Annotated in this window: 16 protein-coding genes and 1 tRNA gene; 10 read left to right on the top strand and 7 right to left on the bottom strand. The window is 62.2% G+C overall.

The genetic code is table 11. The features are described from left to right. Positions 1–17: 17 nt before the first annotated feature. Positions 18–404 carry an EF-hand domain-containing protein gene (locus KJP28_RS00770; RefSeq protein ID WP_218390326.1) on the bottom strand — a complete coding sequence of 129 codons (387 nt, stop codon included), beginning with the start codon at positions 402–404 and terminating at the stop codon, positions 18–20. Positions 405–819: 415 nt separating this feature from the next. On the opposite strand from KJP28_RS00770, the gene KJP28_RS00775 reads away from it, so the two are divergent. Beyond that, a complete protein-coding gene (locus tag KJP28_RS00775) occupies positions 820–1,269 on the top strand; it encodes a YtoQ family protein (RefSeq protein ID WP_218390327.1) in 450 nt (149 codons plus the stop codon). A 97-nt stretch (positions 1,270–1,366) separates the two neighbouring features. Here the strand turns inward: KJP28_RS00775 and KJP28_RS00780 are convergent, their stop codons facing one another. After that, positions 1,367–1,801, bottom strand: coding sequence for a hypothetical protein (locus KJP28_RS00780; RefSeq protein ID WP_218390328.1), 435 nt, complete (start codon positions 1,799–1,801; stop codon positions 1,367–1,369). Positions 1,802–2,219: 418 nt separating this feature from the next. On the opposite strand from KJP28_RS00780, the gene KJP28_RS00785 reads away from it, so the two are divergent. The 4 genes from KJP28_RS00785 to KJP28_RS00800 all read left to right on the top strand — a co-directional run bounded on the left by KJP28_RS00785 (position 2,220) and on the right by KJP28_RS00800 (position 4,147). After that, positions 2,220–2,423: a PLD nuclease N-terminal domain-containing protein gene (locus tag KJP28_RS00785; RefSeq protein ID WP_218390329.1), complete on the top strand. Its 204-nt coding sequence runs from the start codon at positions 2,220–2,222 to the stop codon at positions 2,421–2,423. Between the two features lie 159 nt (positions 2,424–2,582). Next, a complete protein-coding gene (gene mscL, locus KJP28_RS00790) occupies positions 2,583–3,017 on the top strand; it encodes a large conductance mechanosensitive channel protein MscL (protein ID WP_218390330.1) in 435 nt (144 codons plus the stop codon). 80 nt (positions 3,018–3,097) lie between these two features. Further along, positions 3,098–3,961 carry a mechanosensitive ion channel family protein gene (locus tag KJP28_RS00795; RefSeq protein WP_218390331.1) on the top strand — a complete coding sequence of 288 codons (864 nt, stop codon included), beginning with the start codon at positions 3,098–3,100 and terminating at the stop codon, positions 3,959–3,961. A gap of 109 nt (positions 3,962–4,070) precedes the next feature. Continuing rightward, positions 4,071–4,147 (top strand) — tRNA-Met (locus KJP28_RS00800). Positions 4,148–4,158: 11 nt separating this feature from the next. Here the strand turns inward: KJP28_RS00800 and ald are convergent. Then, complete coding sequence (gene ald / locus KJP28_RS00805) at positions 4,159–5,277, bottom strand: alanine dehydrogenase (protein ID WP_218390332.1); 1,119 nt, start codon at positions 5,275–5,277, stop codon at positions 4,159–4,161. 127 nt (positions 5,278–5,404) lie between these two features. Here ald and KJP28_RS00810 point away from each other — a divergent pair, with 127 nt between their 5' ends. Continuing rightward, a complete protein-coding gene (locus tag KJP28_RS00810) occupies positions 5,405–5,869 on the top strand; it encodes an Lrp/AsnC family transcriptional regulator (RefSeq protein ID WP_218390333.1) in 465 nt (154 codons plus the stop codon). A 3-nt stretch (positions 5,870–5,872) separates the two neighbouring features. On the opposite strand, the gene KJP28_RS00815 is transcribed toward KJP28_RS00810, so the two are convergent. Continuing rightward, complete coding sequence (locus tag KJP28_RS00815) at positions 5,873–7,105, bottom strand: MFS transporter (protein WP_218390334.1); 1,233 nt, start codon at positions 7,103–7,105, stop codon at positions 5,873–5,875. 98 nt (positions 7,106–7,203) lie between these two features. On the opposite strand from KJP28_RS00815, the gene zapE reads away from it, so the two are divergent. After that, complete coding sequence (gene zapE, locus KJP28_RS00820; RefSeq protein WP_218390335.1) at positions 7,204–8,286, top strand: cell division protein ZapE; 1,083 nt, start codon at positions 7,204–7,206, stop codon at positions 8,284–8,286. 613 nt (positions 8,287–8,899) lie between these two features. Here the strand turns inward: zapE and KJP28_RS00825 are convergent. The 3 genes from KJP28_RS00825 to KJP28_RS20070 are packed head-to-tail and all read right to left on the bottom strand — an operon-like array spanning position 8,900 to position 12,084. Next, entirely contained in the window at positions 8,900–10,168 is a 1,269-nt protein-coding gene (locus KJP28_RS00825) for a bifunctional folylpolyglutamate synthase/dihydrofolate synthase (protein ID WP_218390336.1), read from the bottom strand. Beyond that, positions 10,165–11,136, bottom strand: coding sequence for an acetyl-CoA carboxylase, carboxyltransferase subunit beta (gene accD / locus KJP28_RS00830; RefSeq protein WP_218390337.1), 972 nt, complete (start codon positions 11,134–11,136; stop codon positions 10,165–10,167). Before accD ends, KJP28_RS00825 begins: the two co-directional genes overlap by 4 nt. A 33-nt stretch (positions 11,137–11,169) precedes the next feature. Continuing rightward, positions 11,170–12,084 carry a CPBP family intramembrane glutamic endopeptidase gene (locus tag KJP28_RS20070; protein WP_218390338.1) on the bottom strand — a complete coding sequence of 305 codons (915 nt, stop codon included), beginning with the start codon at positions 12,082–12,084 and terminating at the stop codon, positions 11,170–11,172. A 127-nt stretch (positions 12,085–12,211) separates the two neighbouring features. On the opposite strand from KJP28_RS20070, the gene KJP28_RS00840 reads away from it, so the two are divergent. The 3 genes from KJP28_RS00840 to KJP28_RS00850 are packed head-to-tail and all read left to right on the top strand — an operon-like array spanning position 12,212 to position 14,173. Next, the gene (locus KJP28_RS00840) at positions 12,212–12,970 is read left to right on the top strand and encodes a hypothetical protein (protein ID WP_218390339.1); all 759 of its coding nucleotides are present in this window, start codon (positions 12,212–12,214) and stop codon (positions 12,968–12,970) included. A gap of 56 nt (positions 12,971–13,026) precedes the next feature. After that, a complete protein-coding gene (locus KJP28_RS00845; RefSeq protein ID WP_218390340.1) occupies positions 13,027–13,800 on the top strand; it encodes a DUF6478 family protein in 774 nt (257 codons plus the stop codon). Position 13,801: 1 nt separating this feature from the next. Further along, complete coding sequence (locus tag KJP28_RS00850; protein WP_218390341.1) at positions 13,802–14,173, top strand: hypothetical protein; 372 nt, start codon at positions 13,802–13,804, stop codon at positions 14,171–14,173. Positions 14,174–14,328 lie beyond the last annotated feature (155 nt).

Genomic DNA, 14,328 nt, shown 5'->3' on the forward strand with positions numbered 1-14,328 from the left:
TGCCGATGTGGCAGGTATCAGTTCACACCGAGGTCGAGTTCCGTTTCACCGTCGACGTTGGCCATGCCAGAAGCGTTCATGTTGCCGGTCTCGACTTCCGAACCCACTTCGGCCATCGCATCGGCTTCGGCCTGGGTCATCATCCGGTCGTCCTCGGCGGCACCGCGTGCGGACACGGCGGTCGCCTCGGTCAGCGCGACCATGCCGTCGCCGTTCTGGTCATAGGTGGTCAGCGCGGCTTGGGCATTCTGGCCAAACGCGGCCTGAAGCTCGGTCGCGTCGAGCATGCTGTCACCGTTCGCGTCGATCTGCGAAAAGCTCATGCCTTGCGCCAATGCGCCACCTGCGGCGAATGCCGTGCCAAGTGCGAGCGTTGCGGCGAGTGTCGTGCGGATCGGTTTCATGGTGTCTCCTTTCCAGGTTGCGGGCGCCATCATGACGTCCCTCACCTGCGAAACGAACATCCCCCCGTCAAACGTTCCATCCCGACCTGACGCCTCACGACATGGTCAGCAGAGGGTTGCCAACCGCCTGCGAAACACCGCCGACCCCGTGCGAGAAACCGCCTCGGGTCAGCGATGAGCCGCCTGCCGAGCGGGGAACCTATCGCAGGGACAGGCCGTCGTCCGACGCTAAAATTGCACGCAGCGCATCCAGTGTTCGACTGCCCTGTGGCTCATAGCCTGAGACCCCCAGACCGTCGGGCCTGATACCTTAGGCCAGGTGGCCGGGCGCGGGCATCCGGTTGCTAAACCCGGATGCATCCCGCAGAGTTGCGGTCGCACGTGTCAATCTCCCATCCGGCGCAGGAGGCCCCCCATGACCCTGTCTGTTTATCTTTCCGGCGAAATCCACACCGATTGGCGGGAGCAGATCATCTCCGGGGCGGATGGTCTGGACATCGCATTTTCATCGCCCGTGACCGACCATGCCGCCTCTGACGATTGCGGGGTCGAGATCCTTGGCGCTGAACCTGACAAGTTCTGGCATGACCGGAAGGGGGCGCAGGTCAACGCGATCCGCACCCGACGCGGGATCGAACAGGCGGACGTGGTCGTGGTGCGTTTCGGCGACAAGTACAAGCAGTGGAACGCGGCGTTCGACGCCGGCATGGCCGCGGCGTTCGGCCAGTCGCTCATCATCCTGCAGCCCCCCGAACACGATCACGCATTGAAAGAGGTCGACGCCGCCGCGCTTGCCGTGGCCCGCGAACCGAAGCAGGTGGTCGATATCCTGCGCTACGTGCTCACCGGCAATTTGCCCGGATGACCGCGACAGCCCTGCGCGCATAAAAAAGCCCCGACCCGAAGGCCGGGGCCAGCTTCGCCTCTGCTAGGGGATTGGACAGAGACGAAGGGCAGCAGGATCAGCTACCGCTCATTTCCGTATCTGAGACGGCTTCGACCGCGCCCGATGCGCCGACTTCGGCCTGACGGGCCTCTGCGGCGTCGATGGCTTCCTTGGCGGTCATCAATTCGTCCGGGATGTCTTCTCCGTCCACCTTCGCGGTTTCCGGCATTGCCGCGAGGCCGCTCTCGGCACCGACGGTGCCACGGCTTGCAACGCGGCTGGCTTCCTCGATGGCGACCATCCCGTCGCGGTCGAGGTCGTATTGTTGCATTGCAAGCGCCGCGTTCGCTCCGAAGGCCGCTTCCAGTTCGACTTCCGACAGCATTCCGTCGCTGTCCGTGTCGATCCCGGCGAAGCTCATCGCTTGTGCCTGCGCGATACCTGCCGTGGTCAGCATGACGCCGAAGGCGAGCGGAAGCATTCTGAACGTCCGGTTGGGTCTCATGTCCATTGGGTCTCTCCTGTCTCTCGTCCGATTGAGCGTTGATTGCGCTCCTGTCTCGTCGGTTCAGGCCGGGTTTGCGAGGTTGCGGTCGCTCGGGCGACATCTTCGGCGCAGGTTCGCCGCGCGGCGGCGGAAGCCCGCCTCGGATCGGGGAAACCCGCGGATGATCGGCGCGGGTTCGCCGGGTTTCATCGGTGTCGGGTGGACCCGTTGCAATGAGCAGCGAACGTTGCGTTCACGCAAAACCGTGGCCCCCGCGTCGGGGTGTCGTGCCATACGTTTTCCATACGTGTTCCATACGTCTTCCATATGTGGCTATCGGCCCTTCGCCGGGGTGGTTAATCGCGCCGAACTCACGACGTCGGGAACCAAATTTTATCCAATGCGTTGAATTCACGACCTGATCCAAAAAGGACCAGTAGATATGGAGATGAACATGTTTGAACTGACCGGCATTGGCGGCATCATTCTGCTCGCACTCGACATCTGGGCGTTGGTTTCGATTTTCTCGTCCGGCGCGTCGACCGGCTCGAAAGTGCTCTGGGCGCTTCTGGTGATCCTGCTGCCGCTCGTAGGCTTCCTGTTGTGGCTGTTCCTCGGGCCGAAGTCCCGTTCCGCCACGGTCTGACCGTGATCCGGCAATCTGCCGAGATCCACACCCGGCCCTGCTGGCATCCTCCCGCCAGCGGGGCCGTTGCCGTAAAAACCACTAAGTTCCACGACGCTTGCATGTTATTGTTTCCTCACGCGCTACAATCCTCGGCGCGGCTTAGTAAGGGACAGGACAATGTTACAGGAATTCAGGGACTTCATCGCCAAGGGCAATGTCATGGACATGGCGGTGGGTATCATCATCGGTGCGGCGTTCACGGCGATCGTCACATCGCTTGTGGACGATCTCATCAATCCTATCATCGGGCTCTTCACGGGCGGCGTCGACTTCACCAACAATTACGCTGTTCTCAGTGGCGACGTTGCGGAAGGTGCGAGTCTGGAAGCCGCGCGGGAGGCCGGGGCTTCGGTCTTCGCATACGGTTCGTTCATCATGGCCGTCATCAACTTCCTCATCATCGCATTCGTCGTTTTCCTGCTCGTCAAACAGGTCAACCGGATCAAGGAAGCTGCCGAAAAACCGGAAGCGGAAAGCGCGCCGGAGGATCCGCCGACGCCGACCGAGATCGAGCTTCTCACCGAAATCCGCGATTCGCTCGCGACCAGATAACCGAATATTATCAACGTGTAAGGGCCCGCCCGCCGCGGGCCCTTTTCATTGCCTGAAACTCCGACAAGAGAGAGGACATCATGGAAGCCATCGACCAGCAAATCGCCGTTTGGTTGGACAAGTTCGGGGAGTTTCTCCCCTATATCGTGAACGGGGTGAAAGCCCTCATCATCCTGATCATCGGTTGGGTGATCGCGGGGGCGATCAGCCGGATGGTCCGAAAACGGATCGAAAAGAACAAGCGGATCGACCAGACCATCGGGAGCTTTCTGTCCTCGATCGTGCGCTGGGTGTTACTGGCCATCGTCGGGATCACGGTGCTCAATGTCTTTGGTGTCGAAGTCACCTCGCTCGTCGCCATGCTTGGTGCTGCGACCCTCGCCATCGGCCTTGCGCTGCAGGGGACGCTGGGTGATATGGCCGCCGGTTTCATGATCATCATGTTCCGGCCTTACCGCAACGGACAGTATGTTTCGATTGACGGCACGTCCGGGACGGTCAAGGAAATCAACCTGTTCTTCACCGAGTTGACGACGCCCGACAATATTCAGATCATCGTTCCGAACGGCCAAGCTTGGGGTGCGATCATCACCAATTATTCCGCACATGATACACGCCGCGCCGACGTTACGGTGGGCATCGACTACGGCGATGATATCGACAAGGCGCTCGGTGTGATGCTGGATTATGCCGAGAAGAGCGATCTCGTGCTCAAGGACCCGGAACCCTGGGCGCGGGTGACGAACCTGGGTGACAGTTCGGTGGATCTGACCATGCGGGTCTGGGCGACGGCCGATGACTTCTGGAATCTCCACTTTGCGCTGCGCAAGGATCTCAAGGAGGCTTTCGATGCGGCCGGCGTGTCGATCCCGTTCCCGCATCGCGTGCTCTTCGTCCAGCAAGGCGAGGGCGATCCGGTCAAGGTGCAGAGCAACGCTGCCTGAAACGCGGGGTGCGGGCTGGTTTCCACCAAGCTGCCCGCACCCTGCAAATTTGCCCAGAATCAGCGTTGACAGGTGCCGCCAGCGCGGCTACCTAGCGCCTCACGTGAATGGCGTGGTAGCTCAGCTGGTTAGAGCACAGCACTCATAATGCTGGGGTCGGCGGTTCAAGTCCGCCCCACGCCACCACGTAAAACTCCTCAGCCTTTCAGAACCAGTTGCGGCGATACAACGTCGATCTCGAGCGCTTTGCCTACGGCATAATTCGTGAGCTTGCCCTCGTGCGTGTTGAGGCCCGCCGCCAGCCCGTCGTCCGAGGCACAGGCGTCGCGCCAGCCCATGTCGGCAAGCCGCAGGAGGTAGGGCAGGGTGGCGTTGCCAAGCGCGATGGTCGAGGTCCGCGCGACCGCGCCGGGCATGTTGGCGACGCAGTAATGCATGATCCCATCAACCTCGTAGATGGGGTCCTGATGCGTCGTGGCGTGCGAGGTTTCGAAACACCCGCCCTGGTCGATGGCCACGTCGACGAGCACCGCGCCCTGTTTCATGGTCGCCAGATGCGCGCGCGTGACGAGCTTTGGCGCTGCGGCGCCGGGGATCAGCACGGCGCCGATCACCATGTCCGCATCTGCGACAAGCTCCGCAAGGCGGGCCTGCGAGGAATAGGACGTGTTGAATTCACCCCGGAACATGTCGTCCAGATCGCGCAGGCGCGGCAGGGACATGTCGAGCACGGTGACGTCCGCGCCCATCCCGGCGGCGACCCGCGCGGCCTGCGTGCCGACCACGCCGCCGCCGATCACCACCACCTTGGCCGGCCCGACTCCCGGTACGCCGCCCATGAGAACGCCGCGCCCGCCGTTGGCCTTTTGCAGTGTCCAGGACCCGACCTGAGGCGCGAGCTTGCCTGCGACCTCCGACATCGGCGCGAGCAGGGGCAGACGCCCGAACGCATCCGTGACCGTTTCATAGGCAATGGCCGTCACACCGGATTTCAGCAGGTCGTGCGTCTGGTCCGGGTCGGGCGCGAGGTGCAGGTAGGTAAACAGGATCTGGCCCTTGCGAAGCCGCGCCCGTTCTTCGGCCTGCGGTTCCTTGACCTTCACGATCATGTCGGCGCGTTCGAAGACCTCTTCTGCTGTGGCGACCACTTCGGCCCCCGCTGCGCGGTAATCGTCGTCGGTGAAACCGGCACCGATCCCCGCGTTCGTTTCGACGATAACGTCGTGACCATGGGCAATCGCCTCGCCCGCAGCGGCCGGGATCATCCCGACCCTGAATTCCTGTGCCTTGATCTCTTTTGGGCATCCAATGAGCATCGCGTGTCCTCCTCTTTGCTTCAGGATACGCGGGGTGAACAGGCAAAGGATTGATATTCTTCAGTGAAGCGAGGAATGTAGCGGGAGGATATTGCGCAATATGGCGTGTTTAACGACAGGATCTTCGATGGACGACCAACTAGACGATATGGACCTTCGCATACTCGGTGTCCTGCAACGCAGGGGGCGCATGTCGAACGCCGACCTTGCCGACAAGGTTCACTTGTCGCCCTCGGCCTGTCACCGCCGGGTGCAGCGGTTGGAAAAAGAGGGGTTCATCAAGGACTACGTCGCGCTGCTCGATCCCCGCGCGATGGGCTATCCGACCATCGTTTTCGTCGAGATCACGCTTTCCGGTCAGGCCGATGAATTGCTGGCCGCGTTCGAGCGGGAGGTGTCGCTCGTGCCGGAGGTCTTGGAATGTCACCTTATGGCCGGCAAGGCCGATTACATCCTGAAGGTCGTCGCCCGCGACACCGACGATTTCGCGCGGGTGCATCGACAGAAGCTCGCCTCCCTGCCCGGGGTGCTGGGGATGCAGTCCAGCTTCGCGCTGCGCACGGTGTTCAAGACCACGGCGTTGCCGACCTGAGGGTCAGGCAGGGACCAGTTCGACGCGCCGTTCCTTGATCGGCAGGTGCAGGAGCGCCGAGAGCGCGCCGACGCCGACGCCGATCCACCAGACGAAAGTGTAGTCGCCGGTAAGGTCATACATCCGACCGCCAAGCCAGACGCCCATGAAGCTGCCCAATTGGTGCGAGAAGAAGACGATCCCGTAGAGCGTGCCCATGTAGCGCAGCCCGTAGAGGTGCGCGACGAGACCGGAGGTCAGGGGCACGGTGGCGAGCCAGAGGCTCCCCATCACGATGGAGAACACGATGACCGTGGCGGGAGTGATCGGTGTCAGGATGAAGATTGCCGCAGTGATGGTGCGTGCGGTGTAGATCGAGGCGAGCAGGTATTTCTTGGGGAACTTGTTGCCGAGATATCCCGCGTAGAGCGTGCCCGCGATATTGGCGAGACCGATGAGTGAAATGGCGATGGCGCCCAGTGCGGATGTGGTCGAGACGCCGATGCTGGCCAATGTGCCGGACGGGTCGATGGCGCCGCACATTTCGGTCACGAACGCCGGGAAATGCGCGGTGATGAAGCCGAGTTGATAGCCGCAGGAGAAGAAACCGAGGAAAATCAGCGTGTAGGACGGGTCGCGGAATGCGCGGGTCAAAACGGTGCCCATGCTTTCCTCGATCTCCTGCCGAGTTGCGGCGGGGGCGCGCATCATTGGCAGCATGACGAGCGACGCGATGATCGCCACGGCAAAGATCAGGAAGACGTTTGGCCAGGGCATGAGCCCCAGCATCCATTCTGCAAGCGGTGCGCCGAAGACCTGACCTGCGCTGCCGGCTGCCGTCGCGATGGCGAGCGACATGGAGCGGTTTTCGTCACTCGCCGCGCGCCCGACGACGGCAAGGATCACGCCGAAGCCCGTGCCTGCGATGCCGAAGCCCACGGCGATTTCCCAGAACTGATGCGCCGCCGGTGTCACGGCGAATGACGAGGCGACGAGGCCCGCCGCGTAGGTCAGCGCACCGAGGATGATCGCGCGGCGATCTCCGAGTTTTTCGGCAATCGCGCCGAAGATCGGCTGACCGATACCCCAGGCGAGGTTCTGAATCGCGATGGCAAGGCTGAACTCGGCCCGCGCCCATCCGAATTCTTCGGAAATCGGGATCTGGAACACCCCGAAACTCGCCCGTACGGCGAAAGAGACCATGATGATGATGCAGCCGGCGATCAGCACCGGCGAGATGAGGGGCGCGCGTGTCATGGGGTGCATAAATGCCCGAAATCCATTGGCCGTCAAACGGCAATTCTTGATGCGTGGGATCAGCTTTCCTTATGTCGCGCCCCGCGCTAACCAGAGGCATGAGCGAGACCCTGCAAGAGATCTACGCCGCCCGTGTCGAGGGCGGTTCGCTGTCGCCGGACCCGGCGCAGGAAGAGGCGCTTCCGTTGTTCGATGACATTCGCGAGCACCTGCTGGCCGAGAAATCGAAGCGCCGGGGGCTGTTGGGCGGGTTGTTTCACAAGCCCGAGGACGTGCCGGACGGCTTGTATCTTTGGGGCGGGGTCGGGCGCGGCAAGTCGATGCTGATGGACCTCTTCGTCGAGCATCTGCCGATCGAGGGCAAGCGCCGGGTGCATTTCCACGCGTTCATGCAGGAGGTGCAGGCGGGGCTTCACGCGGCGCGCAAGGCAGGGGAGGCGGATGCGATTGCCCCGGTCGCGGCGAAACTTGGGAAGGACCTTCGCCTGCTCGCATTGGACGAGATGCAGATCACCGACATCGCCGACGCGATGGTGGTGGGGCGGTTGTTTCAGGCGCTTATGGCCGATGGCGTGGTGATCGTGACAACGTCGAACCGCGTTCCCGATGATCTTTACAAAGACGGGCTGAACCGGCAGCTTTTTCTGCCCTTCATCGACCTCATCAAGGACCGGCTCGTCGTTCACGAGTTGACCAGCCACCGTGATTACCGGCAAGACCGGCTGGCGGGCAGCCAGGTCTATTTCACGCCCATTAACGGTGAGAGCCGCAAGGCGATGGATCAGGTGTGGCATGACCTGACAGGCGGGGGCGAGGCGGATCCGCTGATGCTCGACGTAAAGAACCGCGAGGTGGAATTACCGGCGTTTCGCAACGGAATCGGGCGGGCGAGTTTCTATGAGCTTTGCGGGCGGATGCTCGGGCCCGGCGATTACCTTGCGATTGCCGATGCGCTCAAGGTGTTGGTGCTGGACGATATCCCGACGCTCAGCCGGCAGAACTTCAACGAAGCGAAGCGTTTCGTTACGCTGATCGACGCGCTTTACGAGGCGCATGTGCGCCTGATCGCCTCTGCTGCGGCCGAGCCGGAATTCCTTTATCTCGAAGGCGAAGGCAGCTTCGAATTCGAGCGCACGGCAAGCCGGTTGCGCGAAATGCAGGACAAGAACTGGGGCAGTTGACCCGGTGAAACGGAAACCGCCCCGGCGAGGGACCGGGGCGGTGCACCTTGGCGGGTGGCCGGCTTAGCCGATTACCGGACCCGGCCTGTTCCATGCCGCATTTCGGTCGTGCCGCTGGGTCCTATGGACCCCCGACCGCTTGGCATGGGGTTTGCTCACCCGCGTCAGGGCCACGAGGTTCGACACACTGACGTGAGATGAGCGGGGGAGAGATGCGCCGGAGGCCGTGCCTGCGAGCGTTTTTGTTTTGCCTGAAAACAGCGAATGCCGATCAAAATGCGGCTTAGGCGCATGGGCTGGGTTTTTTGTGATCACAAGTGCCGAAATGGCGCTCAAGAGCAACCGAAACATCCCTAATCCCCCGACCTGTCTGCTCGACAGGTTTAGTCCTTTTTCCGGGTGCGAGCCCGGGCAACAATACGCCATATATTGGTCGAATTGCGTGAATCGGTCAACATTTCGTGTGTGTTTCGTGGTTGCCGCCAGAAGTGGCGGAAAAGTGAGTCGCACCAAAGGGTTGACTCGTGTCGAAGCGACACGATCCCGTACGGCGTGAAATTTTTTTCGTGATCACGTTTGGAAAATGCCGCCCCGAAGGGTCGTTTCGGGCAAATCACCCGTTGTCGCGCAACACCTGTCCGGCAAGGTAAAGGGAGCCGCAAATCAGGATGCGCGCGCCAGGGGCCGTCTCGGTGATGCGCTCGATCGCCGCTTCGACATCGGGCGCGGTTTCCGTTGCCATGCCAGCTTCGCGCGCCGCTTTCGCGGTCTCGTCGGCTGGTAAGGTGGCCGCTTCGCCGGGGATCGCGACGGCAGTGAGGGTTGCGGCGCGTGATGCAAGAGGGCGCATGTAGCCGACCACGTCCTTGGTGTTGAGCATGCCACAGACCAGGTGAAGGGGCTTGTCCGGCAGACGCTCGAGCGCCTCGGCCAGCGCGATACCGGCCGCCGGATTATGCCCGCCGTCGAGCCAAAGCTCCGCTGATCCGGCCGCGTCGACCAGTGGACCGTTGCGCAGCCGTTGCAGCCGCGCGGGCCAGGTCGCCTTCGTCATGGCGGCCTCGCAGGCTGTCTCGTCGAAACCGAGTGTGCGTAGGGCTGCGAGGGCAGCTCCGGCGTTCTCGACCTGATGCGCGCCGATGAGGGCGGGCATGGGCAGATCGAGCAACCCGGTCTCATCCTGAAAAACGAGCCGGTCGCGTTCTTCCCACACATGCCAGTGCTGACCCTGCGCGACGAGCGGTGCGCCGAGTCGTTCGGCGGTGCGTTCGATCACCTCGAGAGCGGCGTCCTCTTGCGGGCCGACGACGCAAGGCACGCTTCGTTTGATGATCCCGGCCTTCTCGCCCGCGATGGCGGCGAGCGTATCGCCGAGATATTGCGTGTGGTCGATGGAAACCGGCGTGATGACCGACAGGAGTGGGTCGACCACGTTGGTCGCGTCCAGCCGACCACCCAGACCGACTTCGAGCAGGGTGTAGTCCGCTGGCGTTTCCGAGAAGGCGAGGATCGCGGCGACGGTGGTGATCTCGAAATAGGTGATGCTTTCGCCGTTGTTGGCGGAGTAGCACCTGTCGAGGACCTCGGTCAGGTCGTCTTCGGAAATCAATTCGCCCGCGACACGGATGCGTTCATGGAACCGCGCGAGGTGGGGGGAGGTATAGGCGTGGACGCTCTTGCCAGCCGCCTCCAGCCCGGCGCGGATCATCGCCAGCGTGGAGCCTTTGCCGTTGGTTCCCGCGATATGGATCACAGGGGGAAGGCGCTTTTCGGGATGGTCGAGTGCGTCGAGAAGCCGCCAGACGCGGTCGAGCGTCAGGTCGATGATCTTCGGGTGCAGCGCCATCATCCGGTCGAGGATGACATCGGAGCCCTGGCTCATTCCTTCGGCGCCTCGGTCTCCGGTTTGGCCTCGGCGGCGACCTCGGGTGGTTTGCCCGCATCGTCGGCGGGGGGCGCCACGTCAGGCTCCGGAGCGGGCAGGTCGCCCATGACCGCGGGCGGGTGCTTCATCAACATGCGCGTGATGGTGATGAGCTCGTCGCGCATCTTCGTGCGGTGGGTCACGCGGTCGAGCATCCCGTGGTCCAAGAGGTATTCCGCACGCTGGAAGCCCTCGGGGAGGCTTTCGCGGATCGTCTGCTCGATCACGCGGGGGCCGGCGAAACAGATGAGCGCGTTCGGCTCGGCGATCTGAACGTCGCCCAGCATGGCATAGGAGGCCGTAACGCCGCCGGTGGTCGGGTGCGTGATGACCACGATGTAGGGCAACCCGGCCTCGCGCACCATGTCGACGGCGACCGTCGTGCGCGGCATCTGCATGAGCGACAGGATACCCTCCTGCATCCGGGCGCCACCGGCGGCGGAGAACAGGATCAGCGGGCGTTTCAGCTTCACCGCGCGTTCGGCTGCGGCAATAATCGCGTTGCCGACATACATGCCCATCGAGCCGCCCATGAACGAAAAGTCCTGACAGGCCGCGACGATGGGCGTGCGTCCGATCTCGCCTTCGGCGACGAGCATCGCCTCTTTTTCGCCGGTCTTTTTCTTGGCGTCCTTCATGCGCTCGGGATACCGCTTCTGATCCTTGAATTTCAGCGGGTCCTCGACGGGGTCGGGAACGGACACCTCGGCAAACACGCCGCCGTCAAAGAGGGCCGAAAAGCGCTCACGCGGGGTGATCTGCATGTGGTGGTCACAGGATGTGCAGACGTTCAGGTTGTCCGACAATTCGCGGTGAAACAGCATGGTCCCGCATTCCGGGCACTTGATCCACAGGTTCTCGGGCACCTCGCGGCGCGAAAAGAGCGAGTTGATCCGGGGCCGGACGTAGTTGGAAATCCAGTTCATCGCGTGATCCTTGGGACGTTTTCAGCGCCCTACCTATGCCGCGAAGACGGTATTTGCAATCTTGTCGCGCCGGTTCATCCACAGCCACCAGAGCGCGAACAGAAGGATGTTGAAGCCGGTCTGGAACAGGATCGAATAGGCCGTATAGCCCGATTGCGGGTCCATGCCGACGGTAAACAGCGAAAAGCCGTCCAGCGTTCCTTCGATCCCGATCACGGTGAGGGAGGCGTTGTTGGCGAAGTGAAGCCCGGCCGCCGCGCCGAGGTTGCCGGTACGGATCGTCACGAGGCAAAGCATGATCCCTGTCGCCGTCGTATTGATCACGTAGGTCGCTGCGTTCATCGTGCCATAGGTCGCTGCATCGAAGTGAAGCAGGCCGAAAATCAGCGAGGGCAGCACCGCCCATATCCAGATCGAGCGGAACCGCGCACGCAATTGTTGCAGGAGATAACCCCGGAATATCGCCTCTTCCGCGAAGGTCTGCAGAAAGATCAGAAACAGGGCCGGAAGGAGCCAGACCAGCCAATCCGAAACGGGTCTCACCTGTTCGATCATTGGCGATAGTTCGGCGGGCAGGACCACGCGTTCGAAGAACATGATCGAGTAGAGCGCCGTGGCGATAAGGACGGCCACGAGTGTGCCCAAGGCGAAATGGCGCAGGTTCAGTCGCCGGTTCGGGCCGAACAGGCTCGTATACCCGCGTTTGTGCAGGATCGGCAGCACGATCACGAGACCGATGTGAAATCCGATGAACGTGGCGAAAAACAGACCCGCGGAGATCGGGCTTTCACCAGACAGGAAACTGGACGGCGATGTGCCGAGGAACACGCCAGCAAGCGTGAACACCGCGAAGGTCGCCGCGAAAAACGCGCCGATCATGAGCGCAAATCCAAGGATCGTGCGCCAGACTTGCGTATACGGCTCTGCCGGCCGCCAGAATTCAATCACTTCGCGCTCCCTCATTCTCGCAAGTACATAGTGTATCGCCGGAAATCGGCAACCCGTCGTGGCGTCGTGGTTGCATCCATACGGGTGCGCGCTTAGACCCTTTGCCAATTAATGAGGGAACGGAAAAATGGCGACCAAACCGGCGATGCTCGGCATAGCTCTGACGGCGTGTCTGGGTCTTGCCGCATGTTCGGGTGGTGGCGGTCTCTCGGGCGGACGGTCCGGTGGCACCGGGGCGGAAAGCAGCGCGGTCTCCGTTCTCGCAGGCGACGTCGTTCTGGCCGCACCACCGGGGTATTGCGAAGACCCGGTTTCGACCAGACGCGACGATGTATCCGCATTCGTGCTTTTCGGGTCGTGCCGGGCGATCACCGGGAGCGGCAAGTCCCCGACAAGGCCCGCCGTTCTCACCGCGGCCGTTTCCCGGTCCACGGGGCCGCTTACAGAAAGTGACTTCGCCCAACTCGCCGGATTTCTCGCAACGCCCGAGGGCAAGGCATCACTGTCTCGCGGCGGTGACGCATCGGAGGTCGAGGTCGAGACCATCCTGCACAGCGGTGATCTGATTTTCATACGCGCCCGAGATGCCGGGGAACGCGGAATGGACCCCGCGTTCTGGCGCGCGATCTTTCCGGAGTCCGGTGCCTTGGTCACGCTCACCGTGTCGAGCCTTGCCACCGCTCAGATCCCCGAGGACAGCGGCAAGGCTCTTGTCACGAATTTCGTAGCTGCCATAAAAGCGGCCAATACCAAAACCGAGGCCGAAACCGGACCAGACGCGGCCGAGCCAATCCTTGTTGCGGACCCCGAGCGGCTTGAGCGCGACCCGAATACGGTCGGGACGAAACCCGGGGCGCTGCGCGCCTTCTTCGAGCGTTTGCTATAGGTTAACAATTCTGGTCTAACTGCTTTCGGTGTTCACGATCTGGAAACAACCCGCCGATGTCCAAACGTGCTTTCGGTCTCGTTGACCTTATCCTGCACCCCCTAGTGATCCGCCGTTGGCGCCGGACTGCCTCGGCCGCTGATCAAGTCAGTCTGGGCATGTTGCGCCGCATTCGGTTGCGGGCGCTGGAACTCCGCCAGGCGCTCGACCGGATCATCTTCGTGGCGAACGGTCGTCTCGCGTTGCCCCTGATCGGGTCGAATACGTTTCCCAAGCCGCTTCATTCCGACTGGTCCTGGCGCCCACAGCTCTGGCGCGGGCCGATTTTCCCACCGGGGCGCGCGGCGGTGGAGAGCAAGAGCGATTTCGGTGACGAGGTTACGATCTTCCACGATTGCCGGATATCGGAACTCACGGTGCGGCAGATGCGCAATACGCGGGAAGAGGACCTCGCGCCCTATGGCCTGCGCCTCGATGTCTTCAAGTTCGACGGCTCTTTCCTGTCACTGGTCATCGAGTTGCCGGACAGCGCGATGCGCGGGTTGACGCGAAAGCATCTCCTGCGCCTGAACGCGGTGATCGAGACGGAAAAGAAGCTCGAGATATTCGCGCGCGTGAACATCCAGCATGGTCCGAACACCGAACAGATGGTTCGTGAACTGCCGCTCGATGACAAGGAATTCTCGATTGATTTCGACCTGGCCTATACCAAGCTCAACGAGAAACGCGTGGAACGGGCCTGGGTCGACCTTATTTTCGAGGGACCGGAGATGAACCAAGTGATGCTGCGGGACGTGAATTTTTCACGCCGCCCGCGGGCGGAGGTGTGACATGGCGGATTTGGTGCTGACGAAGACCCGTATTCAGGCCGGTGTCTGGGAGGGCGTCCTGACGGGTGCCGATACGCCGCCCGACATTACCGTTACTCATAATGGCCAGGAGATCGCCGGCGCGTCGCTTCGAGACGACCCGGATATCGAGGGCCAGTTCCGGGTGTTCGTGCCGATCCCGCAGGATCTCTTGTCCGAAGGCGTGCAGACCTTCCTGATTTCCGAGAAGGCGAGCGGCGACAGGCTGGCGAGTTTCACCGTTGTGACCGGGCAGCCGCTCGACGAGGATTTCCGCGCCGAGATGGAGCTATTGCGGGCCGAGCTTGACATGCTCAAGCGCGCGTTCCGGCGTCATTGCGTCGAAACCATGTGATTGCGCCGCGCAAGGCGCGTCGCGGTGGGCCGCGCTGACGCGCGGCTGAGGGGCTGTCTGCCCCTCCCGGCGAAATCCCGGGGGATTTCACCGACCCCGAAAGTATTTCCGAAACGATGAAGGGACGCGGGCTGACGCGGCGTATGGGGGTGACA

This window comes from Maritimibacter dapengensis, from assembly GCF_019218265.1.
GTDB lineage: Bacteria > Pseudomonadota > Alphaproteobacteria > Rhodobacterales > Rhodobacteraceae > Maritimibacter > Maritimibacter dapengensis.